24 protein-coding genes and 1 other RNA gene are annotated in these 22,389 nt (G+C 64.2%); 14 read left to right on the top strand and 11 right to left on the bottom strand.

Annotation, left to right across the window (positions count from 1 at the left end; genetic code table 11):
• Positions 1–253: 253 nt before the first annotated feature.
• The 4 genes from OKW27_RS26395 to OKW27_RS26380 all read left to right on the top strand — a co-directional run bounded on the left by OKW27_RS26395 (position 254) and on the right by OKW27_RS26380 (position 3,376).
• Positions 254–1,147, top strand: coding sequence for a glutamate/aspartate ABC transporter substrate-binding protein (locus OKW27_RS26395; protein WP_429335312.1), 894 nt, complete (start codon positions 254–256; stop codon positions 1,145–1,147).
• A gap of 89 nt (positions 1,148–1,236) precedes the next feature.
• Positions 1,237–1,977, top strand: coding sequence for an amino acid ABC transporter permease (locus OKW27_RS26390; RefSeq protein WP_090801827.1), 741 nt, complete (start codon positions 1,237–1,239; stop codon positions 1,975–1,977).
• On the top strand, positions 1,977–2,654 hold the full coding sequence (gltK, locus tag OKW27_RS26385) for a glutamate/aspartate ABC transporter permease GltK (RefSeq protein WP_018421788.1): 678 nt from the start codon (positions 1,977–1,979) through the stop codon (positions 2,652–2,654). The genes OKW27_RS26390 and gltK overlap by 1 nt, the downstream gene beginning before the upstream one ends.
• A complete protein-coding gene (locus tag OKW27_RS26380; RefSeq protein ID WP_090801826.1) occupies positions 2,651–3,376 on the top strand; it encodes an amino acid ABC transporter ATP-binding protein in 726 nt (241 codons plus the stop codon). The genes gltK and OKW27_RS26380 overlap by 4 nt, the downstream gene beginning before the upstream one ends.
• A 100-nt stretch (positions 3,377–3,476) precedes the next feature.
• On the opposite strand, the gene OKW27_RS26375 is transcribed toward OKW27_RS26380, so the two are convergent.
• A complete protein-coding gene (locus OKW27_RS26375) occupies positions 3,477–4,436 on the bottom strand; it encodes a class II glutamine amidotransferase (protein WP_184050901.1) in 960 nt (319 codons plus the stop codon).
• Between the two features lie 163 nt (positions 4,437–4,599).
• Here OKW27_RS26375 and pyrC point away from each other — a divergent pair, with 163 nt between their 5' ends.
• From pyrC to rnpB, 3 genes are all read left to right on the top strand, one after another.
• Positions 4,600–5,661 carry a dihydroorotase gene (gene pyrC / locus OKW27_RS26370; RefSeq protein ID WP_090801824.1) on the top strand — a complete coding sequence of 354 codons (1,062 nt, stop codon included), beginning with the start codon at positions 4,600–4,602 and terminating at the stop codon, positions 5,659–5,661.
• 11 nt (positions 5,662–5,672) lie between these two features.
• Positions 5,673–6,602 carry a DUF3025 domain-containing protein gene (locus OKW27_RS26365; protein ID WP_429335311.1) on the top strand — a complete coding sequence of 310 codons (930 nt, stop codon included), beginning with the start codon at positions 5,673–5,675 and terminating at the stop codon, positions 6,600–6,602.
• Between the two features lie 35 nt (positions 6,603–6,637).
• An RNA gene (rnpB, locus tag OKW27_RS26360) (RNase P RNA component class A) lies at positions 6,638–7,051 on the top strand.
• 86 nt (positions 7,052–7,137) lie between these two features.
• Here the strand turns inward: rnpB and OKW27_RS26355 are convergent.
• A complete protein-coding gene (locus tag OKW27_RS26355; protein ID WP_026226035.1) occupies positions 7,138–7,560 on the bottom strand; it encodes an OsmC family protein in 423 nt (140 codons plus the stop codon).
• A gap of 1,313 nt (positions 7,561–8,873) precedes the next feature.
• Between OKW27_RS26355 and rplM the strand changes: the two genes are divergently transcribed.
• The 3 genes from rplM (at position 8,874) to erpA (ending at position 10,313) form a co-directional block, all read left to right on the top strand.
• Positions 8,874–9,308 (top strand): 50S ribosomal protein L13, encoded by a 435-nt coding sequence (gene rplM, locus OKW27_RS26350; RefSeq protein ID WP_090801822.1) that lies wholly within the window; start codon positions 8,874–8,876, stop codon positions 9,306–9,308.
• Positions 9,309–9,319: 11 nt separating this feature from the next.
• A complete protein-coding gene (rpsI, locus tag OKW27_RS26345) occupies positions 9,320–9,712 on the top strand; it encodes a 30S ribosomal protein S9 (RefSeq protein ID WP_011489810.1) in 393 nt (130 codons plus the stop codon).
• A gap of 235 nt (positions 9,713–9,947) precedes the next feature.
• The gene (erpA, locus tag OKW27_RS26340; protein WP_027198818.1) at positions 9,948–10,313 is read left to right on the top strand and encodes an iron-sulfur cluster insertion protein ErpA; all 366 of its coding nucleotides are present in this window, start codon (positions 9,948–9,950) and stop codon (positions 10,311–10,313) included.
• Positions 10,314–10,434: 121 nt separating this feature from the next.
• On the opposite strand, the gene OKW27_RS26335 is transcribed toward erpA, so the two are convergent.
• Positions 10,435–11,565 carry an anhydro-N-acetylmuramic acid kinase gene (locus OKW27_RS26335; RefSeq protein ID WP_429335310.1) on the bottom strand — a complete coding sequence of 377 codons (1,131 nt, stop codon included), beginning with the start codon at positions 11,563–11,565 and terminating at the stop codon, positions 10,435–10,437.
• A gap of 179 nt (positions 11,566–11,744) precedes the next feature.
• On the opposite strand from OKW27_RS26335, the gene tyrS reads away from it, so the two are divergent.
• From tyrS to OKW27_RS26320, 3 genes are all read left to right on the top strand, one after another.
• On the top strand, positions 11,745–12,995 hold the full coding sequence (tyrS, locus tag OKW27_RS26330) for a tyrosine--tRNA ligase (protein ID WP_090801820.1): 1,251 nt from the start codon (positions 11,745–11,747) through the stop codon (positions 12,993–12,995).
• Positions 12,992–13,450 carry a D-aminoacyl-tRNA deacylase gene (gene dtd, locus OKW27_RS26325; protein ID WP_090801819.1) on the top strand — a complete coding sequence of 153 codons (459 nt, stop codon included), beginning with the start codon at positions 12,992–12,994 and terminating at the stop codon, positions 13,448–13,450. Before tyrS ends, dtd begins: the two co-directional genes overlap by 4 nt.
• A gap of 102 nt (positions 13,451–13,552) precedes the next feature.
• Positions 13,553–14,221, top strand: coding sequence for a histidine phosphatase family protein (locus OKW27_RS26320; RefSeq protein WP_090801818.1), 669 nt, complete (start codon positions 13,553–13,555; stop codon positions 14,219–14,221).
• 36 nt (positions 14,222–14,257) lie between these two features.
• On the opposite strand, the gene OKW27_RS26315 is transcribed toward OKW27_RS26320, so the two are convergent.
• From OKW27_RS26315 to ruvC, 4 genes are all read right to left on the bottom strand, one after another.
• Positions 14,258–15,235, bottom strand: a complete 978-nt coding sequence (locus OKW27_RS26315; RefSeq protein ID WP_429335309.1) for an oxygenase MpaB family protein — start codon at positions 15,233–15,235, stop codon at positions 14,258–14,260.
• 23 nt (positions 15,236–15,258) lie between these two features.
• Complete coding sequence (gene ruvB, locus OKW27_RS26310; protein ID WP_090801816.1) at positions 15,259–16,320, bottom strand: Holliday junction branch migration DNA helicase RuvB; 1,062 nt, start codon at positions 16,318–16,320, stop codon at positions 15,259–15,261.
• Between the two features lie 30 nt (positions 16,321–16,350).
• Positions 16,351–16,932 (bottom strand): Holliday junction branch migration protein RuvA, encoded by a 582-nt coding sequence (ruvA, locus tag OKW27_RS26305; RefSeq protein ID WP_184022945.1) that lies wholly within the window; start codon positions 16,930–16,932, stop codon positions 16,351–16,353.
• Positions 16,933–17,008: 76 nt separating this feature from the next.
• Positions 17,009–17,551: a crossover junction endodeoxyribonuclease RuvC gene (gene ruvC / locus OKW27_RS26300; protein ID WP_090801813.1), complete on the bottom strand. Its 543-nt coding sequence runs from the start codon at positions 17,549–17,551 to the stop codon at positions 17,009–17,011.
• Positions 17,552–17,682: 131 nt separating this feature from the next.
• Between ruvC and OKW27_RS26295 the strand changes: the two genes are divergently transcribed.
• Positions 17,683–17,922: a hypothetical protein gene (locus OKW27_RS26295; protein ID WP_018421774.1), complete on the top strand. Its 240-nt coding sequence runs from the start codon at positions 17,683–17,685 to the stop codon at positions 17,920–17,922.
• 75 nt (positions 17,923–17,997) lie between these two features.
• Here the strand turns inward: OKW27_RS26295 and purH are convergent, their stop codons facing one another.
• From purH to OKW27_RS26275, 4 genes are all read right to left on the bottom strand, one after another.
• The gene (purH, locus tag OKW27_RS26290; protein WP_429335308.1) at positions 17,998–19,563 is read right to left on the bottom strand and encodes a bifunctional phosphoribosylaminoimidazolecarboxamide formyltransferase/IMP cyclohydrolase; all 1,566 of its coding nucleotides are present in this window, start codon (positions 19,561–19,563) and stop codon (positions 17,998–18,000) included.
• Positions 19,564–19,618: 55 nt separating this feature from the next.
• Positions 19,619–19,852 carry a Fis family transcriptional regulator gene (locus OKW27_RS26285; protein WP_008919619.1) on the bottom strand — a complete coding sequence of 78 codons (234 nt, stop codon included), beginning with the start codon at positions 19,850–19,852 and terminating at the stop codon, positions 19,619–19,621.
• Positions 19,849–20,925: a tRNA dihydrouridine synthase DusB gene (gene dusB / locus OKW27_RS26280; protein ID WP_090801809.1), complete on the bottom strand. Its 1,077-nt coding sequence runs from the start codon at positions 20,923–20,925 to the stop codon at positions 19,849–19,851. The genes OKW27_RS26285 and dusB overlap by 4 nt, the downstream gene beginning before the upstream one ends.
• A gap of 188 nt (positions 20,926–21,113) precedes the next feature.
• The gene (locus OKW27_RS26275; RefSeq protein ID WP_429335307.1) at positions 21,114–22,385 is read right to left on the bottom strand and encodes a UbiH/UbiF/VisC/COQ6 family ubiquinone biosynthesis hydroxylase; all 1,272 of its coding nucleotides are present in this window, start codon (positions 22,383–22,385) and stop codon (positions 21,114–21,116) included.
• Positions 22,386–22,389: the final 4 nt, after the last annotated feature.

Genomic DNA, 22,389 nt, shown 5'->3' with positions numbered 1-22,389 from the left:
GTGACGCGGCCCGGTATCCGGGCCGGGAGGCGCACACCGCCGAAACTTCGTGCATCAACGCGGTCCACAAGACGGCGTGTTTGACCGGCGGGCGGCATCCTATCGATGCCGCCCGCCTTCTCATATGCACGAAACGGCCGTGCCACGGCGCCGCGAGCCTATCGCGGCGTGCGCGCAACAGAATGGTTAATAGCGATACTTTCAGAAAAATTACTTTGTTACACTGGCGCCGGTTCTTGCCAAGGAGATCTAGATGAAGATTAAAGAAGCTGCGCTGCTGCTCGCGACTCTCGGACTGTTTACGGTTGGCGCGCATGCGCAAGACTCGGGCACGCTGAAAAAGATCAAGGATACGGGCGTCATTTCGCTGGGCCATCGCGAATCGTCGATCCCGTTCTCCTATTACGACGAAAAGCAGAACGTGATCGGCTACTCGCAGGATTACGCGATGAAGATCGTCGAGGCCGTCAAGCAGAAGCTGAACATGCCGAACCTGAAGGTGAAGCTCGTGCCGGTTACGTCGCAGAACCGCATTCCGCTCGTGCAGAACGGCACGGTCGACATCGAGTGCGGTTCAACCACGAATAACCTCGAGCGTCAGCAGCAGGCTGCCTTCACGAACACGATCTTCGTGATCGGCACGCGCCTGATGACCAAGAAAGATTCCGGCATCAAGGACTTCCCGGACCTGAAGGGCAAGACGGTCGTCACGACCGCCGGCACCACGTCCGAGCGCCTGCTTCGCAAGATGAACCAGGACAAGAACATGGGCATGAACATCATCAGCGCGAAGGATCACGGCGAATCGTTCCTGACGCTGTCGACGGGCCGTGCCGCCGCGTTCATGATGGACGACGCGCTGCTCGCGGGCGAGCGCGCGAAGTCGAGCAACCCGGGCGATTTCGTGATCGTCGGCACGCCGCAATCGAGGGAGGCGTACGGCTGCATGCTGCGCAAGAACGACCCCGACTTCAAGAAGGTCGCCGACGACGCCATCGCGAAGGTGCAAACGTCGGGCGAAGGCGAACAGATCTACAAGCGCTGGTTCGAATCGCCGATCCCGCCGAAGGGCCTGAACCTGAACTTCCCGATGAGCGACGATATGCGTGCGCTGTTCAAGAACCCGAACGACAAGGCAATCGACTAAACTAGCTGCTTTTTCGACACTTTCAAAACGCTGAAAGGAACGGAAGGGGCCGCGCGCTTCTTCCGTTTCTTTTTGCCGGAGTCTTGGTCATGTCATATCACTGGAACTGGGGCATTCTGCTGAGTCCCGTCTCCACGGGCGAGCCGACCACCTACCTGGGCTGGCTGCTCTCGGGGCTGTGGGTGACGGTCACCGTGTCGCTGTCGGCATGGGTGATCGCGCTGATCGTCGGCTCGCTCTTCGGTGTGCTGCGCACGGTGCCCAACAAATGGGCGTCGGGCGTCGGCACCGTCTACGTTGCGATTTTCCGTAACATTCCGCTGATCGTGCAGTTCTTCATCTGGTATCTGGTGATACCGGAGCTGCTGCCCGTGTCGATCGGCAACTGGTTCAAGCAATTGCCGCCGGGCGCGCAGTTCTTCTCATCGTCGATCGTGTGTCTGGGCCTCTTCACCGCCGCGCGCGTGTGCGAGCAGGTGCGCTCGGGCATCAACGCGTTGCCGCGCGGCCAGCGCGCGGCCGGTCTGGCGGTAGGCTTCACGCAGTGGCAGACGTATCGCTATGTGCTGCTGCCGGTCGCGTACCGCATCATCGTGCCGCCGCTCACCTCCGAGTTTCTGAACATCTTCAAGAACTCCGCGGTTGCCTCGACGATCGGTCTGCTCGATCTGTCCGCGCAGGCGCGCCAGCTCGTCGACTACACGTCGCAAACTTACGAGTCGTTCATCGCGGTCACGGTCGCATACATGCTGATCAATCTGATCGTGATGCAACTGATGCGCTGGGTCGAAGTGAAGGCCCGGCTGCCTGGCTATATCGGAGGAAAGTGATGCATCATTTCGACTGGAGCGGTATTCCGGGCGCGCTGCCTACGCTATGGACCGGCGCGATCATCACGTTCAAGATCACGCTGATCGCGATCGTATTCGGCATCATCTGGGGCACCATTCTCGCGATGTTTCGACTGTCGCCGATCAAGCCGCTCGGATGGTTCGCGCAGGCTTACGTGACGCTCTTCCGTTCGATCCCGCTCGTGATGGTGCTGCTGTGGTTCTTCCTGATCGTGCCGCAGGTGCTGCAAAGCGTGCTCGGTCTGTCGGCCGACATCGACATCCGGCTCGCCTCGGCGATGGTCGCGTTCTCGCTGTTCGAGGCCGCGTATTATTCGGAGATCATCCGCGCCGGCATTCAGGCGGTGCCGCGTGGTCAGGTCAACGCGTCGTTCGCGCTCGGCATGACCTATGGGCAGGCGATGCGCCTGATCGTGCTGCCGCAGGCGTTCCGCGCGATGGTGCCGCTGCTGCTCACGCAGGGTATCGTGCTGTTTCAGGATACGTCGCTCGTCTACGTGATCAGCCTCGCCGACTTCTTCCGCACGGCTACGAATATTGGCGATCGTGACGGCACGAACGTCGAGATGGTACTGTTCGCGGGCGCGTGTTATTTCGTGATCTGCGTGATCGCGTCGAGCCTCGTCAAAGGTCTTCAGAAAAAGGTCGCAAGATGATCTCTATCAAGAATGTTTCGAAGTGGTACGGCCATTTCCAGGTGCTGACCGACTGCACGACGGAAGTCAAAAAGGGCGAAGTGGTCGTGGTGTGCGGGCCGTCCGGTTCGGGCAAGTCCACGCTGATCAAGACCGTCAACGGACTCGAGCCGTTCCAGAAGGGCGAGATCGTCATCAACGGCCAGTCGCTGACCGACAAGAAAACCAATCTGTCGAAGCTGCGCTCGAAGGTCGGCATGGTGTTCCAGCACTTCGAACTGTTTCCGCATCTGTCGATCGTGCAGAACCTGACGCTCGCGCAGGTCAAGGTGCTCGGCCGCTCGAACGACGAGGCGACCGCGAAGGCCCTGAAGCTGCTCGATCGCGTCGGCCTGCGCGCACATGCGGACAAGTATCCGGGGCAGCTGTCCGGTGGTCAGCAGCAGCGCGTGGCGATTGCGCGTGCGCTCTCCATGGACCCGATCGCGATGCTGTTCGACGAGCCGACCTCGGCGCTCGATCCGGAGATGATCAACGAAGTGCTCGACGTGATGGTCGAACTCGCGCAGGAAGGCATGACCATGATGTGCGTGACGCACGAAATGGGCTTCGCGAAGAAGGTCGCGCATCGCGTGATTTTCATGGACAAGGGTTTGATCGTCGAAGACGACCGCAAGGAAGACTTCTTCGCGAATCCGAAGTCGGATCGCGCGAAGGATTTTCTCGCGAAGATTCTGCACTGAGGGTGGGTGCGCAGGCCTCGTTTCGGGGCTCGCGCGGGACGAAAAAAAGCCGCTCCGTGGAGCGGCTTTTTGTTTCGCAGGCGTAAGGTGACGCGGCGGCTTACGACTCGAACGCTGCCGTGTCATCGGCGGCTTCGAGATCGGTTTCGCTGTCGGGTGAAAGCGTGGTTGCGCTCGTGCCCACCGCGTGCGCGCCGTTCGACGCCGCGATCGTCGTGGCCGACGCCGATGCGTCGAGTGCCGGATTGCGCAACTTTTCGAGCACCGACTGCGGCACCGGGATATTGGCGCGGCCGATCACGTCGCCATGCTGGAACATCAGCAGATCGCCGGGCTTGAACGCGGTCCACACTTCGTTGTCGGTCAGCGGCTTGGTCGCGATCACCGCGACGCGGTCTTCGGGTGTCGTGTATTTGGCGAAATCGATCGACACGTCCGCGTCGACCAGATGCGCGGTCGAAAACGGCCAGCGACGCACGACGTAATGCAGATGCGTCGAGCAATGCGCGAACAGGGCCTGGCCGTTAGACATCAGGAAATTGAACACGCCGTACTGCGTGATTTCACGCGTGAGCGTCTCGAGCGCGGCGAACAGCTCGTGAAGCGGCGGCTGCTGCGCGCCCGGAAAAGCCTTACGCAAACCTTCCAGCAGCGCGCAGAACGAGAGTTCGCTGTCGGTCGTGCCGACCGGCTGATACACGCCGTTCAGTTCCGGCGCGTAAGCCTGCAGGTCGCCGTTATGCGCGAAGATCCAGTGACGCCCCCACAGTTCGCGCATGAACGGGTGGCAGTTTTCGAGCAGGATGTGCCCTTGCGTCGCCTTGCGGATGTGCGCGATCGTGTTTTTCGATTTGATCGGATAGCGCTTGACCATCTCGGCGATCGGCGACGTGGCCGACGATTGATGATCGATGAACAAGCGGCACGCCTTGTCTTCAAAGAAAGCGATGCCCCAGCCGTCGGCGTGGTGATCGGTGACGCCGCCACGCGCCGCAAAGCCGGTAAAGGAAAACGTGACGTCCGTCGGCGCGGCGCAGTTCATTCCGAGAAGTTGGCACATGTTGCAGGTGAGCCTGTGAACGGAGTGAGCCGTTACAATGATGATTTCCCAAGCATATCACCGAGCCGGAGACGCCAAATAGCAAAATTGACATGTGTTTGGGCCGCTACAACGCGGTTTGACCGGTCGATCAGCGAGGCGCGCGAAGTCTCGTATTCCTGCCATGACTGCTTCCAACGTTTCCCCCGATTCCGTCACACTGGTCCGCCCGGACGACTGGCATCTGCACGTGCGCGACGGCGCGATGCTCGCGGCCGTGCTGCCTGACACCGCGCGCCAGTTCGGTCGCGCGATCATCATGCCGAACCTGAAGCCGCCGGTCGCGACGACCGCGATGGCGAAGGCATATCGCGAGCGCATCATCGCCGCGATTCCCGAGGGCGCGCAATTCGAGCCGCTGATGACGCTGTACCTGACCGACAACACGCCGCCCGACGAGATCCGCCGCGCGCGCGAGAGCGGCTTCGTGCACGGCGTGAAGCTGTACCCGGCGGGCGCGACGACGAACTCCGACGCGGGCGTCACCGATCTGATGAAGTGCGCGAAGACGCTGGAAGTGATGCAGGAAGTCGGCATGCCGCTGCTCGTGCATGGCGAGGTGACCGATTCGGACATCGATCTGTTCGATCGCGAAAAGGTCTTCATCGATCGCGTGATGATGCCGCTGCGCCGCGCATTTCCGGCGCTGAAAGTCGTGTTCGAGCACATCACGACGAAGGACGCGGCCGACTACGTCCGCGAAGCGGGCGTCGCGCCGCAACTGCTTGGCGCTACGATCACCGCGCACCATCTGCTGTACAACCGCAACGCGATTTTCCAGGGGGGCATCCGTCCGCATTACTACTGCCTGCCGGTGCTCAAACGCGAGACGCATCGCGTCGCGCTGGTCGAGGCGGCGACCTCGGGCGATCCGCGCTTCTTCCTCGGCACCGACAGCGCGCCGCATCCGAAGGGGCTGAAGGAACACGCGTGCGGTTGCGCAGGCTGCTACACCGCGCTGCACGCGCTCGAGCTCTATACCGAAGCATTCGACAAGGCCGGCGCGCTCGACAAGCTCGAAGGCTTCGCGAGCTTCCATGGTCCGGACTTCTACCGTCTGCCGCGCAATACGGAGAAGGTCACGCTGCGTCGCGAGGAATGGACGCTGCCGGCCGAGCTGCCGGCCGGCGATACGCCGGTCGTGCCGCTGCGAGGCGGGGAGTCGATTGGCTGGCGTCTCGTTTGAGGCTGCGGTAGATGCGGGAGCGTGAGGCGGGGCAGCGCGCTGCCAAGATTGATAAGGCGGCGAAAGCGGGCTCCGCGGTAGCGCATGAAGCCGCGGCGACCAAAGCTGCGCGCGGCATGGCACCCGAGCCTCTGCCACCGTGCTTCGCCGCAATCGACTGGTCGAAGCCGTGGTTCGCGCAATTCGCCACACGCGGTCAGCGTTGGCAGCAAGCCGCGCTGACCGGCTACGCGGACCTTCTCGCCGCGATGAACGCCGACGCCGCCCAGATGCAACAGACCACCGGCCGCGGCCAGCCTCTTGCGTTCATCGCGCAGGACGACCTGCCACCGGGTGCCGCGTACGAGGGGCATATAGCGTCGACCGGTTGCGTGCCGACGCGCCACAATCTGCACGACTTCTTCAACGGTTCGATGTGGTTCGCGTTTCCGCGCATCAAGGCGGCGCTGAACGCGCGCCAGTCGGCGGAACTCGACGTGCTCGGCGTCGGCCCGACGCGTGGCGGTGTGCGCGATATGCTGACCCTCTTCGACGAAAACGCGCTGCTGTTCGCTTGCGCCGATTCTTCGCTGAACGCCGCGCTACGCGGCTTCGAGTGGCAGACGCTGTTTGTCGCGTGGCGCGATGCGTGGGGGCGGCGCTGCGAAGTGCGGTGCTTCGGCCATGCGCTGCTCGAAAAGCTGATCGCGCCGTTCAAGGGCTGCACCGGCCATGCATGGATCGTCGACGTTCCGGCAGAGTATTTCGAATGGGACACCCCGCCGCGCGACGCATGGCTCGATGAAGCCGTCAGCGCGGCGCTGCTCGGCCCCGACGCTTTGACGAGCCGCATGTTCGCGCCGCTGCCGGTGCTCGGCATTCCGGGCTGGTGGCCCGAGAACGAATCGCCGGCGTTCTACGACGACACGTCCGTGTTCCGCACGGGGCGGCGCAAGCGCTAGGCGCTTCCAAGTTCGGTGTTAAAATTCGCGCCAGCAAAGCAGGCCAGGCAGTCGCGGCCTCGACGGCTTCGGCCAACGAGGGCGAGGAAAGTCCGGACTCCACAGGGCAGGGTGATGGCTAACGGCCATCCGTGGCGACACGCGGAACAGGGCAACAGAAAGCAAACCGCCGATGGCCCGGCGCAAGCCGGGATCAGGTAAGGGTGAAACGGTGCGGTAAGAGCGCACCGCGGCTGTCGCAAGGCAGACCGGCACGGTAACCTCCACCCGGAGCAATTCCAAGTAGGCAGGCGCGCATCTTCGCGATGCAGGACGGGGCCCCCGTCTCGTCTGCGGGTAGGAAGCTTGAGCGCGTCAGTAATGGCGCGCCTAGAGGAATGGCTGCCACGCGGGTCGAGTCTTCGGGCGCGGCGCGTGCACAGAATCCGGCTTATCGGCCTGCTTTGCCGCTGTATAAGGAAAGCCGGCGTCCGTTGGGACGCCGGCTTTTTCATTTGGGGCGGGGTGGCGGCCGTGGCCGCCATCGCTTTCGCGCTCAGAGCGCGACGATGTCGAACGAATGCGTGAGCTCGGCGGTCTTCGCGATCATGATCGACGCCGAGCAGTATTTGTCGTGCGAGAGGTTGATCGCGCGCTCGACGGTCGCCGGGTTCAGATTCTTGCCCGTCACCGTGAAGTGGAAGTGGATCTTCGTGAACACCTTCGGATCTTCGCTCGCGCGCTCGGCCTTCAGTGTCACCGAGCAGCCGGCGATCTCCTGGCGGCTCTTCTTCAGGATCATCACGACGTCGTAGGCGGTGCAGCCGCCGGTGCCGAGCAGCACCATTTCCATCGGGCGCGGTGCGAGGTTGCGTCCGCCACCCTCGGGTGCGCCGTCCATCGCGACCAGATGACCGCTGCCCGTCTCGGCCGCGAACGCCATCCCGTCTTGTCCCATCCAGCTTACTTTGCATTCCATGCTGTCACTCCCACCGCGCATCGCTTTGTCGAGACGGCATTGTAGCCCGGTGTCTGACGATTGGCGCACGCTGAGCGCATCCCGCGTCCATGCACGGTGATTGCTTTCTTGTTGCGGTGCGGAATGGGCGGATGGTTCCAGAATTCCTCGGACAGTTTAGGGTACTTACTCTTAGGCATGTCTGATGCGATTCGAATTTTTTGGCCTTTAGTGCTTGAGCCAAAAGGAGTTTCGTCAAATGTCCTCCCTGCATCGAATCTGTCACATTGTGAAAACTAATTTCACAATGCAAATCTTCTTGCGTTGCACAAGGGTGACTCTTATAATTTACTCCATCGTTGCAGCAGTTCTGCAACCTCCGCTGTCTCCTCCACCTCCTCCTTTGGTGGATTAAACCCGAGCCGCTCGTTCGGGTTTTTTTTCGGTGCGCCAGGCATGGCGCGTAGCGCCGTGACTGGCGCTGTCCGACCCGCTGTGGTGGCGAGCCGGATGACTTGGGGGTGAAAGTCCTCTGCACACCCGGCAAGGGGAAGTGCTAGCTGAACGGCAAGGGTGTCCGTCGTAAGGCGGAATCTGAAGGAAGCCGCAGGCAAAATGCTGGCCTGACGAACAGGAAGCGGATATCAGGCGGTGTGGCGGGGTGAGCAGTCCAAGATCTGTAAAGCCCAATACTTGCACGGAACGCCACGACGTAGATCCGACAGGCATAAGCAGGAAGGTCGCGCGCATTACCCTGGGAGCCCCGTCAGTCTGCCTTGTGCTACTGGCATCGCAAGGTGCCGGGATGGGCTGGCGGGAGTCAGCAGAGGCCATAGTAGCGGCTCGGAACCGGAGCAGTGAAGGGCCGAACCTGACGAGAGTGGATAGTCACGCGTGCTCTCTGAGCGTTTGGGCACAAGTCTCGGCACAGCCGGGAGCCTGCGATCAAACTTGACGGCCGGAAGCCTGAGAGAGGTTGGGGTGTCCATTGAACGACAGGCGACACGACGAACGAAACGAAGCTCGCTGGAGCAATCCAGTCGTCAGGAAACGCCGGATACGTGATCCGTACGTCCGGTGTTGTGGGAGGACGGCGGGGGCAACCCCGCCTCCTACCCGATCCCCCGTTTGTCAGGCGTTTCGCCCCGTTTCCTGGCCGCTCGCGGCGAGCGCATCGCACGTTTTGACTTGCCAGCACGAATTCCTTTATAATTCAGGGCTTTTCCGCATCCGCGCCCGCGGAAGAAGAACCAGGGAGAGCCTGCACGCGCCTCGATGCGCACACTACAAGCAGGAAAGAACACATTGGGCGCAGCAATTTTTTTGGATCGATCATGAAGACGTTTTCCGCAAAAGCCCATGAGGTGACGCGCGAATGGTACGTGATTGACGCGACGGATAAGGTTCTCGGGCGTGTCGCCAGCGAAGTGGCACACCGTCTTCGCGGCAAGCACAAGCCTGAATTCACTCCCCACGTCGACACCGGTGATTTCATCATCGTCATCAACGCCGGCAAGCTGAAGGTCACGGGCAACAAGGTTACCGACAAGAAGTACTACCGTCACTCGGGCTACCCGGGCGGTATCTATGAAACGACGTTCGGCAAGATGCAGGAACGCTTCCCGGGCCGTGCGCTCGAGAAAGCGGTCAAGGGCATGCTGCCGAAGGGTCCGCTCGGCTACGCGATGATCAAGAAGCTGAAGGTCTACGCTGACGCAACGCATCCGCATTCGGCACAACAGCCGAAGGCGCTCGAGATCGAGATCTAAGGGGAGCCCACATGATCGGTAACTGGAATTACGGCACGGGCCGCCGCAAGAGTGCCGTCGCTCGCGTGTTCATCAAGGCAGGCAAGGGCGACATCGTTGTGAACGGCAAGCCCATCGCCGACTACTTCTCGCGCGAAACGTCGCTGATGATCGTGCGTCAACCGCTGGAGCTGACGAACCACGGTGTCACGTTCGACATCAAGGTCAACGTGACCGGCGGCGGTGAAACGGGTCAAGCCGGTGCGGTTCGCCACGGCATCACCCGCGCGCTGATGGACTATGACGCAACGCTGAAGCCGGAACTGTCGAAGGCTGGCTTCGTCACGCGTGACGCTCGTGAAGTCGAACGTAAGAAGGTCGGCTTCCACAAGGCACGTCGCCGCAAGCAATTCTCGAAGCGTTAATCGTTTCGGGCGCGAACCGGCCTTCACGCCGGTTTGCAGCAAAAGCCGCCAACGCCACGCGCGAAGGCGGCTTTTTTTTATGGTTTGCCGGGGTTCGCGGGCCGGTCTCGTTCGCTCAAGCGGCATCGGCTCGCCTTGCATCGACCTTGCAGCAAGAACCCATTGATTTTGTGGGCTTCAGCACGATATCCGGAACAGCCCTACAATATCGGCTAAAGCTATTTGGAGAGTTCGAATGAACGCAGTCACCGACACCCCCGTGACCGAGATGCCGGCCCCCTTCGTCTTCACCGACGCAGCGGCTGACAAGGTCAAGCAACTGATCGATGAGGAAGGCAACCCGGAGCTCAAGCTGCGCGTGTTCGTGCAGGGCGGCGGCTGCTCGGGCTTCCAGTACGGCTTCACGTTTGACGAAGCGATCAACGAAGACGACACCGTGATGAACAAGAGCGGCGTCCAGCTGCTGATCGACTCGATGAGCTACCAGTACCTGGTCGGCGCAGAGATCGACTACAAGGACGACATCAACGGCGCGCAGTTCGTCATCAAAAACCCGAACGCGAGCACGACCTGCGGTTGCGGTTCGTCGTTCTCGGTCTGAGCGGACAGGCTCTTCGTGCCACAGTGAAAACGGTGCCTCGGCGCCGTTTTTTTATTGTTTTCGCGCCGCAGAGGCAACCCGCGACGTCAAGAGGCGTGGGTTTGTTCGCATCTGCCTTTTCTCAGCGCGGATAAATAGCCCCCAACACCCGCTCCGCGGATGCCCCGGTCACGCTTGGCAGACTGCCCGGCAGACGCGCGATGCAGCGCATCGCGAGCCACGCGAACGCGAGCGGCTCGACCTGGCTCGGCGGCACGCCGAGCGCGTCGGTCGTCATCACGGGCACGCCGCTTACGCCGCTGTCTTCGAGCGCCTGCTGCAACGCCTTCATGATCTCCGGATTGCGCGCGCCGCCGCCGCACACGTACACGGCCCGCGCATCGGATGCATGCCGCTCAATCTCGCGCGCGACCGTCACCGCGGTCAGCGCGACGAGCGTCGCCTGTACGTCGGCTGCTGCGAGCGCGGAGAACGGCTCGAGCTTCGCATCGAGCCATGCGGTGTTGAACAGATCGCGGCCGGTGCTCTTGGGCGGCTGCTCTGCGAAGAATGGTTCGTCGAGCAACGCGTTCAGCAGCTTGCGATCGACCTGGCCACTCGCCGCGAAATGACCGTTTTCGTCGAATGGCTTGCCGAGCTGGCGCTCGGCCCACGCGTCGAGCAGCGCGTTCGCCGGCCCGCAGTCGAAGCCGCGCACGCCGCCGGTCGCGTTCAGGATCGTGATGTTGCTGATTCCGCCAAGATTGCAGACGACGCGCGTTTCGTCCTTCGCACCGAAGATCGTCGCGTGAAAAGCGGGCACGAGCGGCGCGCCCTGGCCGCCTGCCGCGACGTCGCGGCTGCGGAAATCGGCGACCACGTCGATATGCAGCATCTCCGCGAGCAGCGCCGGGTTGTTGATCTGTCGCGTGTACCCCTTTTCCGGCCGATGCCGCACGGTCTGCCCATGCACGCCGATCGCACGGACGTCATTGGCCGATACGCGGCTGTCGCGCAGCAGATCGTGGCAGCACACCGTGTAGCGCGTCGCGAGCGCGTTGGCGGCGAGCGCCTCGCGCTCGATCTCGTTGTCCCCCGGCTGTTGCAGCGCGAACAGCGCTTCGCGGATGCCGGCCGAAAAGCCGACGAACGCTTCGGCCAGCACCTCGGGCGGCTTCCCATTGGCAAACCGGACGGCCACGCCGTCCACACCGTCCATGCTGGTTCCCGACATCAGTCCGAAATAGATGCCGTCTGCGGGATCTTGCGTCACGTCGCTGCTCCTGTCGATGTTCATTCCGATTTGTTGTAGCAGATTATCGGCGCAAACGGCGAAGGTGACGCGAGCCGCAACGAATTGGCCCGTCGCGGGGCCGTGCGGGGCGCGTGAGAGGGCGCGGCGGCGCGCATCTATGGGACAATCCTGTTTTTTCGCGACTTCACGTTTCCAGCATGAGCACCGAGTCCACCCAGCCCAATCCCGCTTCCGCCTTCCCGATCACCGACGAAGTCCGTCACGCGCTCGCCGTGACCAGGCGCGGCGTCGACGAACTGCTGATCGAAGACGAATTCGCGCAAAAGCTCGCGCGCAGCGCGGCGACGGCCAAGCCGCTGCGCATCAAGCTCGGGCTCGATCCGACTGCACCCGACATCCACATCGGCCACACGGTCGTGCTGAACAAGATGCGCCAGTTGCAGGACCTCGGCCACACGGTGATTTTCCTGATCGGCGACTTCACGTCGCTGATCGGCGACCCGTCCGGGCGCAACGCGACCCGCCCGCCGCTCACGCGCGAGCAGATCGAATCGAACGCGAAGACCTATTTCGAGCAAGCCGCGCTCGTGCTCGATCGCGACAAGACCGAGATTCGCTACAACAGCGAATGGTCGATGCCGCTAGGCGCCGACGGCATGATCAAGCTTGCGTCGCGCTACACGGTCGCACGCATTCTCGAGCGCGAGGACTTCACGAAGCGCTTCCAGGGCGGCGTGCCGATCTCGATCCACGAATTCCTGTACCCGCTGATGCAGGGCTACGACTCGGTCGCGCTGAACGCGGACCTGGAGCTCGGCGGCACGGATCAGAAGTTCAACCTGCTGGTGGGTCGCGAGTTGCAGAAGCAGTACGGCCAGGAGCAGCAGTGCATCCTGACGATGCCGCTGCTCGAAGGGCTCGACGGCGTCGAGAAGATGTCGAAGTCGAAGAACAACTACATCGGCATCAGCGAAAAGCCGACCGACATGTTCGGCAAGCTGATGAGCATCTCCGACACGCTGATGTGGCGGTATTTCGAACTGCTGTCGTTCCGTCCGATGGACGAAATCGCCGGCTTCAAGCGCGAGGCCGACGCGGGCCGTAATCCGCGCGATTTCAAGGTGATGCTCGGCCAGGAAATCGTCGCGCGTTTCCACTCGCAGGCGGACGCCGAACGCGCGCTCGAGGACTTCAACCATCGCGCGAAGGGCGGCGTGCCCGACGACATCCCGGCCGTGACGCTCGCGGGCGCACCGCTCGCGATCGGCCAGTTGCTGAAGCAGGCGAACCTCGTACCGTCGACGAGCGAGGCGCTGCGCAACATCGAGCAAGGCGGCGTGAAGATCGACGGCGCCGCGGTGTCCGACAAGGGCCTGAAGGTCGAAGCGGGCGAGTACGTCGTGCAGGTCGGCAAGCGCCGTTTCGCGCGCGTGACGCTGACGGCGTGATCGCGCTGATCCAACGCGTGCGGCGCGCCGAAGTGCGCGTCGCCGATCGCGTGACCGGCGCGATCGACGCGGGCCTGCTCGCGCTCGTCTGCGCGGAGCGCGGCGACACCGAGGCCACGGCCGACAAGCTGCTCGCCAAGGTGCTCGGTTACCGCGTGTTCAGCGACGCGGCCGGCAAGATGAACCTGTCGGTGCAGAATCTCGACGGCGCCGGACGCGCGGGCGGCCTGCTGCTCGTGTCGCAGTTCACGCTCGCGGCCGATACCAACAGCGGCCTGCGCCCGAGCTTCACGCCGGCCGCGCCGCCCGACGAGGGCAAGCGCCTGTTCGACTACTTCGTCGCGGCCGCGCGCGCGAAGCATCCGATCGTCGAGACTGGCGAGTTCGGCGCGGATATGCAGGTGTCGCTCGTCAACGACGGGCCGGTCACGTTCTGGTTGCAGACCACCGCGTAAAAGAACGCGAACGTTCGAGCCCGCCGTCGCCGCAGGCGGGCCGTGCCGCTGCTTTTTGCGACAATAGTCGCTCGACACAACCGCGAACGGCACCTCTCTCTCATGACGACGCAGATCCTGTTTATCCGGCACGGCGAGACCGACTGGAACCGCATCAAGCGCATTCAAGGCCACATCGACATTCCGCTCGCGACGACCGGCGTCGCGCAGGCGCGACGTCTCGCGCGGCGCCTCGCCGACGAGGCGAAGCAGGGCGCGCGGCTCGACGCGATCTATTCGAGCGACTTGCAGCGCGCGCAGCAGACCGCGCAGCCGATCGGCGAGGCGCTCGGCCTGCCGCTGCAGCCGCGCGAGAACTTGCGCGAGCGCTCGTACGGCGCGTTCCAGGGCCATGACAGCGACGAGATCGCGCTGCGTTTCCCCGACGAATACGCGCAGTGGCAAACCCGCGATCCTGGCTTCGCGCCGCCCGAGGGCGAGTCGCACCGCGTGTTCTACCACCGCATCGTGCATGCGATCGAGCCGCTCGTCGCCGCGCATCCGGGCGGGCGCATCGCCTGTGTCACGCATGGCGGCGTGCTCGACTGCGTGCGCCGCTTTGCAACCGGCATGCGGCTCGACGCACCGCGCGATTACCCGCTGCTGAACACCAGCCTGAACGTCGTGGATTACGGGGACGGTCGCGCGACGATCGTGTCGTGGGCGGACGTAACGCATCTCGACGCGGGCAGCGCCGACGATGATGGTTTCAGGAAGGGACCGGGGCGGTAAGCAAAGGCGGGCAATGGCCCGAGACGCGTGCCGCAATCAATCCTGCTCCCGCACCGCCGCCGCCGCGCGGCGCCGAGCCCGCTTCGATACCCCATTGACCAGCGCCCAGCGGATCACCGGCGCGACGAACCGCACGCCAGGCCGCGCGAAGGTTCGACGCAGCGCCGCGTGGCGATTCAAGCCGAGCATCGTCTGCGCCCAGTCGGGCAACAGATCGACCCCCGCGTTGAGCATTAGCGTGCCAGCGGGCCGCATCGCGAAGCTCGGTGCCGGCGCGTTCATCAGAATCCTCACGACTTCGCGCGTGCGCTCGCTCGCGACGAGCGCGGGCCGCATCGCGAGCAGGTACGCCTCGATCTCGGCGCGCGAGCGCGGAATATCGACGGCGCCGAGCATTTCCGCGATGCGCGCGGTTTCCGCGAAGTATTGATCCTGCGCCGCGACGGACAGCACCGGATTCACATAGCGCAGATGCGCGGTCATGAAGCTCGACACTTCCGCGACGTGCACCCACGTCAGCAGCGCGGGCTCGCTCGCGCGATACGACTGGCCGTCCGGTGCGACGCCGGTCACGTCGAGATGAATGCGCTTCACGCGCTCGATCAGCGCGAGCGCATCGTTCTTGCTGCCGTACGTTGTGCCGGCGATGAACGTCGCCGTGCGACGCAGCCGGCCCAGGATGTCGGTGCGAAAGCTCGAGTGATCCCAGACGCCCGCGAGCGCGAGCGGATGCAGCGCCTGAAGCAGCAGCGCGCTGACGCCGCCCGTCATCATCGACGTGAAGTCGGCGTGGACCTTCCAGCAGACGGAGTCCGGCCCGAACAGACCGGGGTCGCCCGGCGGCGACGAGTAGTCGAGCACCGGTCCGCTGCCGGTCGTCAGATGCGTGACGCCGGCGGCGAGCTTCGAGCGCAGGCGGTGGGTGAGGCGCCGCGTGACATTGCCGGACGGGTCGCCGGCGGGATTGACAGGTGAACGGTTTGAAGGGCCGGGTTGCTGGGTCTGGTCTGACATCCTGGTCGGCCTCGTCGCGTGATTCAGTTCGTGGAATCCCACAGACCCGGCCGCGCGCTCGCCGAATCCGGCGCGGCCAGCCCGAAATGCCGGTACGTGAGCAGCGTGGCGATGCGGCCGCGTGGCGTGCGCTGCAGGAAGCCCTGCTGGATCAGATACGGCTCGAGCACGTCTTCGATCGTGTCGCGCTCCTCGCCGATCGCCGCGGCGAGGTTGTCGACACCGACCGGGCCACCGTCGAACTTGTGCAGGATCGCTTCGAGCAGCTTGCGGTCCATCAGGTCGAAGCCGACCGCGTCGACGTCGAGCATCCTGAGCGCGGCGTCGGCCACCTGCGCGGTGATGTTGCCGTCAGCCTTCACTTCGGCGAAGTCGCGTACGCGCCGCAGCAGGCGGTTCGCGATACGCGGCGTGCCGCGCGCGCGACGGGCGATTTCGACCGCGCCGTCCGGATGGATCTGCGCGCCGAGCAGCGCGGCCGAACGCGTGACGATGCGCGCGAGCTCCTCGGCGTTATAGAACTCGAGTCGCGCGACGATGCCGAAGCGGTCGCGCAGCGGATTGGTCAGCATACCCGCGCGCGTGGTCGCGCCGACCAGCGTGAACGGCTGCAGATCGAGCTTCACGCTGCGCGCGGCCGGCCCTTCGCCGATCATGATGTCGATCTGATAATCCTCGAGCGCTGGATACAGGATTTCCTCGACGACCGGCGAGAGCCGGTGGATTTCGTCGATGAAAAGAACGTCGTTGGCTTCGAGATTGGTCAGCAGCGCGGCGAGGTCGCCGGCGCGTTCGAGCACCGGCCCCGACGTTTGCCGCAGATTGACGCCCATCTCGCGCGCGATGATGTGCGCGAGCGTGGTCTTGCCGAGGCCCGGCGGCCCGAACAGCAGCACGTGGTCCAGCGATTCGGAACGGCGCTTCGCGGCCTCGATGAAGATTTCGAGCTGGCCGCGCACTTTCTCCTGCCCGACATATTCGTCGAGCTGACGCGGGCGCAGCGCGCGCTCGAACGCTTCTTCGTTCGGCGAGACGGGCGTGGCCGCAATGATGCGCTCGGCGGCGAGTTTGTCGGTTTCGATCATGCGGTCATTGTACCGCGCGCGGCTTGGCGCTTAGCCCTTCGACAGCGCCTTCAACGCGAGCTTGATGCCCTCGGACACGCCCGTACCGGCCGGCACGTTCTTGATTGCCGCGAGCGCTTCTTTTTCCGAGTAGCCGAGCGCGAGCAGCGCATTGAGGATGTCGGAGGCGTGGTCGGATGGCGACGCGGCGCCCGCCATCGCGCCGAGGTCGGCGCCGAGCTTGCCCTTCAGTTCGAGCAGCAGCCGCTCGGCGGTCTTCTTGCCGATGCCCGGTACACGCGTGAGGCGCGCGGCGTCCTGCATCGTGACAGTCTGCGCGAGCTCCGCGACGCTCATGCCCGACAGCACCGCGAGCGCCATACGCGCGCCGATGCCGGAAATCTTCAGCAGCTCGCGGAACGTCGAGCGTTCCTGCGCGGTGCCGAAGCCGTACAGCAGATGCGCGTCCTCGCGAACGATCATCTGCGTGAGCAGCACGATGCGCTCGCCGGTCGACGGCAGGTTGTAGAAGGTGCTCATCGGCACGTCCACTTCATAGCCGACGCCGTTGCAGTCGACGAGCAGATGCGGCGGATTTTTTTCCAGCAGAACGCCGGCAATGCGACCGATCATGGCGGATTAGTTTTCAGAGTCGGATGGGAAAGCGCGAGTGTAGCGCAGCGGATCGGCGGCGCGGGGCATAGTTGCGCTAGCCGACCAGACGCCCGCGCCGCACGCGCAACCCCTTCTTCGCGAGCGCCGGTGCGATGCCGCCAAGCGTGCTCAGCGTCGAGCCGCCGTGCGCGTGGCAGATGGCCATGCCGAGCGCGTCGGCGGCGTCGGTGCCGGGCACGCCCGCCAGGCTCAGCAGCCGCACGACCATCTGCTGCATTTGCTCCTTGGTCGCGCGGCCATAGCCGACCACCGACTGCTTCAGCTGCAGCGCGGTGTATTCGGCGACCGGCACGCCGCCCGCGACGAGCCCGCAGATCGCGGCGCCGCGCGCCTGGCCGAGCAGCAGCGTCGACTGCGGATTGACGTTGACGAAGACTTTTTCGATGGCCGCCTGATCCGGCGCGTGCTCGCGGATCAGCGTCGAGATGCCCGCGAAGATGGTGCCGAGCCGCGACGGCAGATCGGCGTCGGCGGTGCGGATCACGCCGCTCGCGACGTAGCTCAGTGTGTGGCCGTGTTGTTCGATCACGCCGAAGCCGGTCACGCGCAGGCCGGGGTCGATGCCGAGAATTCTCATGAGGTGCCGCACAAGCGATAAAAACCAGGTGCCTGCGATACTACAACGAACGCGGCGCGCGGCGACCCGCTGGCAGCATGCTTAGCGGAATAAAAGCTGCTAAAGGCTTTGCGCAAGGAGGGCGATCGAGAATGGAGCGCTACCGCAATCTCAGCGGCGACTCGGGTGTCGACGCTTACGAAATCGGCGACGATTTCATCAAGGTGCGCTTTCGGCCGGGCGTCGTGTATTGGTACACAGAGGCAAGTGTCGGCGCCGAACATGTCGCGGTGCTGAAGCGTCTCGCGCGGCGGGGCCGGGGTTTGGGCACGTACATCAGCCAGCATGCGCAGGTGCGGGACGGTTATGCGCGCAAAGAGCCGGACGATTGAACGCGTCGCCGCGAAACAAAAGGCCCGGCGGGACAACCCGCCGGGCCTGTCTTGCGGCTACCGAACTTCAGCCGATCAATGACGGAAGTGACGCACGCCAGTCAGCACCATCGCGATGTTGTGCTCGTCGGCGGCGCTGACCACTTCGTCGTCGCGCACCGAGCCGCCCGGCTGGATCACGCAGGTCGCGCCTGCCGCGACGACCACGTCGAGACCGTCGCGGAACGGGAAGAACGCGTCCGATGCGACCGCCGAACCGGCCAGCCTCAGACCGGCGTTCTGCGCCTTGATGCTCGCGATGCGCGCCGAGTCCACGCGGCTCATCTGACCCGCGCCGACGCCGAGCGTCATACCGTTCGCGCAGAACACGATCGCGTTCGACTTCACGTACTTCGCGACTCGCCATGCGAACAGCAGGTCGTCCATTTCCTTCGGCGTCGGATGACGCTTCGTGACGACGCGCAGTTCGCGCGGCTGCACGTTCTTCGAGTCGAGCGACTGCACGAGCAGACCGCCGCCGACGCGCTTCAGATCGAACGTGTTATGGCCTTCGCCCAGCGTGATTTCGAGCAGACGCACGTTCTGCTTCGCCGCGAACACCTGACGCGCTTCGGCGCTGAACGACGGCGCGATCAGCACTTCGACGAACTGCTTCGCCACCGCTTGCGCGGTCGCTTCGTCGACTTCACGGTTGAACGCGATGATGCCGCCGAACGCCGAGGTCGGATCGGTCTGGAATGCTTTCGAATACGCTTCGTGAGCGTCCGCGCCGAGCGCGACGCCGCACGGATTCGCGTGTTTGACGATCACGCAGGCCGGCACGTCGAAGGTCTTCACGCATTCCCACGCAGCGTCGGAGTCGGCGATGTTGTTGTACGACAGTTCCTTGCCCTGCAACTGGTTGTAATTCGCGAGCGCGCCGGCCGGCACCGCCAGGTCGCGGTAGAACGCCGCGCTCTGATGCGGGTTTTCGCCGTAGCGCAGGTCCTGCACCTTGTCGAACGCCATGTTGAAGGTAGCCGGGTACTCGTTGCGCGACGAATGCTGCAACTCGTCGGTCAGGCTCGTCAGGTAGTTCGTGATCGCGCCGTCGTATTGCGCGGTGTGCGCGTACACCTTGGTCGCGAGGCGGAAGTTCGTCTTGTACGACACCGTGTTGCCGTTCGAGCGCATTTCGTCGAGCACGACCGCGTAGTCGGCCGGATCGACCACCACCGTCACGTCGCGGTGATTCTTCGCGGCCGAGCGCAGCATCGTCGGGCCGCCGATGTCGATGTTCTCGATCGCGTCCTCGAGCGAGCATTCTTCCTTCGACACGGTCTGCACGAACGGGTACAGGTTCACGACCAGCAGGTCGATGGTCGGAATGTCGTGCTTCTCGAGCGCGGCCATGTGCTCGGGCAGGTCGCGGCGCGCGAGGATGCCGCCGTGCACCTTCGGATGCAGCGTTTTCACGCGCCCGTCGAGCATTTCCGGGAAACCCGTGTAGTCGGCGACTTCGGTGACGGACAGGCCCGCGTCCGCGAGCAGTTTCGCGGTGCCGCCGGTCGACAGGATCTTGATGCCGAGGTCCGACAGCGATTTGGCGAAGTCGACGATGCCGGACTTGTCGGAAACGGAGATGAGCGCTTGCTTGATCATGATGAAGACGAAAAGCCGAAGGGAAACGTGGCAGGGCGCGAGAAACTACGACGCGCTACAGCAAACCGTGTTGTTGCAGCTTCTTGCGCAGCGTATTGCGGTTGATGCCGAGATACTCGGCGGCCAGCGACTGGTTGCCGCCGGCCTGCTCGAGCACCACTTCGAGCAAGGGTTTTTCCACGCATGAAATGACCATGTCGTAGACGTCGTGCGGATTGGAGCCGTCGAGATCCTGGAAATACACGTCCAGGCTGTCGCGGACAGATTGTTCGATGTTGTTCTTGCTCATGCTGCCAGTCGGTCGGAGTTGTCCTCGCTCTCGCTGTCGAGCCCGGGGTTGCCGGGCGCTTCGTCGACGTAGACGAGGCGGTCTGAGATCGCCTTTTGCGCGTCAAAGAACTCGTTGACGGCGAGGAGTTGTTCGCGCGTGGTGTCCAGCGTATTCATGCGATGCCGGAACAGGTTGGCGCCGGAAAGGCCGCGAGTGTACCAGCCGATGTGCTTGCGCGCAGTGCGGACACCGGTAAATTCCCCGTAAAAAGCGTAGTGATCTTCGAGATGTTCGTTCATCACCTGCTGGATTTCGTCGATGCGCGGCGGCGGCAGCAACTCGCCCGTTTGCAGGAAATGCTCGATCTCGCGAAAGAGCCACGGACGTCCCTGCGCGGCGCGCCCGATCATGATCGCGTCCGCGCCGGTCGCGGCGAGCACCTCGCGCGCCTTTTGCGGCGACGTGATGTCGCCGTTCGCGACGACCGGAATGCGCACCGCCGCCTTTACCGCGGCGATGGTTTCGTACTCGGCGTCGCCGTGGTACAGGTCCGCGCGCGTGCGGCCGTGCACGGTCAGCATCGAAATGCCCGCTGCTTGCGCGAGACGCGCGACGTTCAGCGCGTTTTTGTTCTCGCGATTCCAGCCGGTGCGGATTTTCAGCGTGACGGGCACCGCGTCGGGCCCGACGCCGACCGCGTTCACGACGGCCTCGACGATGCGCTGCACGAGCGGTTCGTTTTGCAGCAGCGCCGAGCCGGCCGCGACGTTGCAGACCTTCTTGGCTGGGCAGCCCATGTTGATGTCGATGATCTGCGCGCCGTTCGCGACGTTGTAGCGGGCGGCTTCGGCCATCATCTCCGGGTCCGCGCCGGCGATCTGCACCGCGATCGGCTCGACCTCGCCTTCGTGGTTCGCGCGGCGCATGGTCTTTTCGCTCTTCCACAGCTGCGCGTTCGACGCGACCATTTCCGACACCGCATAGCCCGCGCCGAGCCGTTTGCACAGCTGGCGGAACGGTCGGTCGGTCACGCCGGCCATCGGGGCGACGAACAGGTTGTTACGCAGATTGTGGGGGCCGAGAGGGGGCATGGCGTGAGCGCGCGCCGACGACGGGCCAGGATTTGACAATCGTGACAGCCGGCGCAGCGCGAAATGCGAGGGAAAACCGCTATTTTAGCGTTAACGGGTTGCCGGGACTCGCGAACCGAGTCTCGTAACCCGTTAAATCTTCTATGAAAGTCGCCCGGCTCATAGAACCGCGCAGCGATTTCTCGCGCTTAACGGCGCTGGCCGAACATCATCTGCCGGGCGAGCGCGGTTTTGACCGGCGGCACGAATTCGAGTGCGGTCAGGGCGAGGCCGCGCAGTACCGCGAGCGGCGCGAAGTCGACGGTAAAGAGGCGCGCGAGCGTGTCGGTCGAGCCGATCGTCAGGCGCCGGTCGAGCGCGCGGCGTTGCGCGAAGGTGGCGAGCGCGAGCGGGGTCGGGCCTTCGGCCGACAGCGCGTCGACGAGCGCGTGCGCATCGCGCAAGCCCAGATTGAGGCCCTGGCCGGCTACTGGATGCAACGTCTGCGCCGCATTGCCGATCGCGACGATGTGGCCGTTCACCAGCGTATCGACCGTGTTGAGACCAAGCGGGAACGACGCGCGACCCTTGATGTCCGTAAAGCGGCCCATGCGGTTGCCGAACGCGGCGTCGAGCTCGCGCAGGAACGCTTCGTCGGAAAGCTGCGCGCGGCGCGCGGCTTCGTCGGGCGCGCAGCACCAGACGAGCGCGTAGTCGGCACCACGCACGCCACCCATCGGCAGTAGCGCGATCGGACCTTGCGACGTGAAGCGCTCCCATGCGACGTGCGGCTGCGGCGCGGACACGGTGACCGTGCCGACCAGCGCGGTCTGGCCGTAGTCGCGCGAGCCGGCGCTGTTTTTACCGATGTCGCGTGCGCCGGCGTATTCGTCCGTGGCGCGGCTCGGATTTTTCGCGTGCTTCTGGTCACCGAACAGGCCGCCCTCGGCGTTGACCAGAATCCGCGTGCGCAACCGGCGCGCGACGCCCGCGGTTTCGATCGGCAGCGTGACGCCGTCGAGCTCCTGAACCGGCGCGCCGGCCGAGGTCGAGCGGAACCAGTGGACCGGCGTCGCATGCACGGCGTCGGCGAGGCCATGCACGATCGAGCCATAGCGCAGCACGTAGCCGAGCGCGGGCAGGCCGTGCTCGCGATGATCGATCAGCGTGCGGCCGAAATGACCGCGTTGCGACACGTGGATGCGCTCGATCGCGGTGGCGTCGGCGGGCCAGCGCAGCGGCTCGAGGATCATCCGGCTGCCGTGCGAGACCGCGATCGCGCGCGGATCGGCGATCGAGTCCTCCGGCTCGCGCGCGTCGACGAGCGCGATCTTCAGCTCGCGCGTCATGCTGCGGCGCGCGAGCCAGCCGGCGAGCGCGAGGCCGACCGGCCCAGCGCCGACGATCGTCACGTCGAAATCGAACCCCTGCTGGTGGGAGGCGGGCCTCAGGATCACCGCCGAGGGAGATGCTTCGTTCATCGCG

It is taken from the genome of Paraburkholderia sp. 35.1 (genome assembly GCF_050436525.1).
GTDB classification, from domain to species: Bacteria; Pseudomonadota; Gammaproteobacteria; order Burkholderiales; family Burkholderiaceae; genus Paraburkholderia; species Paraburkholderia tuberum.
Note: the sequence above shows the minus strand (reverse complement) of the source record. Positions and strands in the feature narration are given on the sequence as shown.

What these genes read in the sequence shown, in the direction of transcription:
- ruvA (WP_184022945.1), bottom strand. Translation starts at nt 16,932, where the DNA reads ATGATCGGTCGCATTGCCGGCGTTCTGCTGGAAAAAAATCCGCCGCAT.
- OKW27_RS26295 (WP_018421774.1), top strand. Translation starts at nt 17,683, where the DNA reads ATGGAGCGCTACCGCAATCTCAGCGGCGACTCGGGTGTCGACGCTTAC.
- dusB (WP_090801809.1), bottom strand. Translation starts at nt 20,925, where the DNA reads ATGCCCCCTCTCGGCCCCCACAATCTGCGTAACAACCTGTTCGTCGCC.
- pyrC (WP_090801824.1), top strand. Translation starts at nt 4,600, where the DNA reads ATGACTGCTTCCAACGTTTCCCCCGATTCCGTCACACTGGTCCGCCCG.
- OKW27_RS26390 (WP_090801827.1), top strand. Translation starts at nt 1,237, where the DNA reads ATGTCATATCACTGGAACTGGGGCATTCTGCTGAGTCCCGTCTCCACG.
- ruvC (WP_090801813.1), bottom strand. Translation starts at nt 17,551, where the DNA reads ATGAGAATTCTCGGCATCGACCCCGGCCTGCGCGTGACCGGCTTCGGC.
- rplM (WP_090801822.1), top strand. Translation starts at nt 8,874, where the DNA reads ATGAAGACGTTTTCCGCAAAAGCCCATGAGGTGACGCGCGAATGGTAC.
- OKW27_RS26320 (WP_090801818.1), top strand. Translation starts at nt 13,553, where the DNA reads ATGACGACGCAGATCCTGTTTATCCGGCACGGCGAGACCGACTGGAAC.
- OKW27_RS26380 (WP_090801826.1), top strand. Translation starts at nt 2,651, where the DNA reads ATGATCTCTATCAAGAATGTTTCGAAGTGGTACGGCCATTTCCAGGTG.
- ruvB (WP_090801816.1), bottom strand. Translation starts at nt 16,320, where the DNA reads ATGATCGAAACCGACAAACTCGCCGCCGAGCGCATCATTGCGGCCACG.
- erpA (WP_027198818.1), top strand. Translation starts at nt 9,948, where the DNA reads ATGAACGCAGTCACCGACACCCCCGTGACCGAGATGCCGGCCCCCTTC.
- gltK (WP_018421788.1), top strand. Translation starts at nt 1,977, where the DNA reads ATGCATCATTTCGACTGGAGCGGTATTCCGGGCGCGCTGCCTACGCTA.
- OKW27_RS26355 (WP_026226035.1), bottom strand. Translation starts at nt 7,560, where the DNA reads ATGGAATGCAAAGTAAGCTGGATGGGACAAGACGGGATGGCGTTCGCG.
- OKW27_RS26275 (WP_429335307.1), bottom strand. Translation starts at nt 22,385, where the DNA reads ATGAACGAAGCATCTCCCTCGGCGGTGATCCTGAGGCCCGCCTCCCAC.
- OKW27_RS26285 (WP_008919619.1), bottom strand. Translation starts at nt 19,852, where the DNA reads ATGAGCAAGAACAACATCGAACAATCTGTCCGCGACAGCCTGGACGTG.
- OKW27_RS26375 (WP_184050901.1), bottom strand. Translation starts at nt 4,436, where the DNA reads ATGTGCCAACTTCTCGGAATGAACTGCGCCGCGCCGACGGACGTCACG.
- tyrS (WP_090801820.1), top strand. Translation starts at nt 11,745, where the DNA reads ATGAGCACCGAGTCCACCCAGCCCAATCCCGCTTCCGCCTTCCCGATC.
- OKW27_RS26365 (WP_429335311.1), top strand. Translation starts at nt 5,673, where the DNA reads ATGCGGGAGCGTGAGGCGGGGCAGCGCGCTGCCAAGATTGATAAGGCG.
- OKW27_RS26395 (WP_429335312.1), top strand. Translation starts at nt 254, where the DNA reads ATGAAGATTAAAGAAGCTGCGCTGCTGCTCGCGACTCTCGGACTGTTT.
- OKW27_RS26315 (WP_429335309.1), bottom strand. Translation starts at nt 15,235, where the DNA reads ATGTCAGACCAGACCCAGCAACCCGGCCCTTCAAACCGTTCACCTGTC.
- purH (WP_429335308.1), bottom strand. Translation starts at nt 19,563, where the DNA reads ATGATCAAGCAAGCGCTCATCTCCGTTTCCGACAAGTCCGGCATCGTC.
- rpsI (WP_011489810.1), top strand. Translation starts at nt 9,320, where the DNA reads ATGATCGGTAACTGGAATTACGGCACGGGCCGCCGCAAGAGTGCCGTC.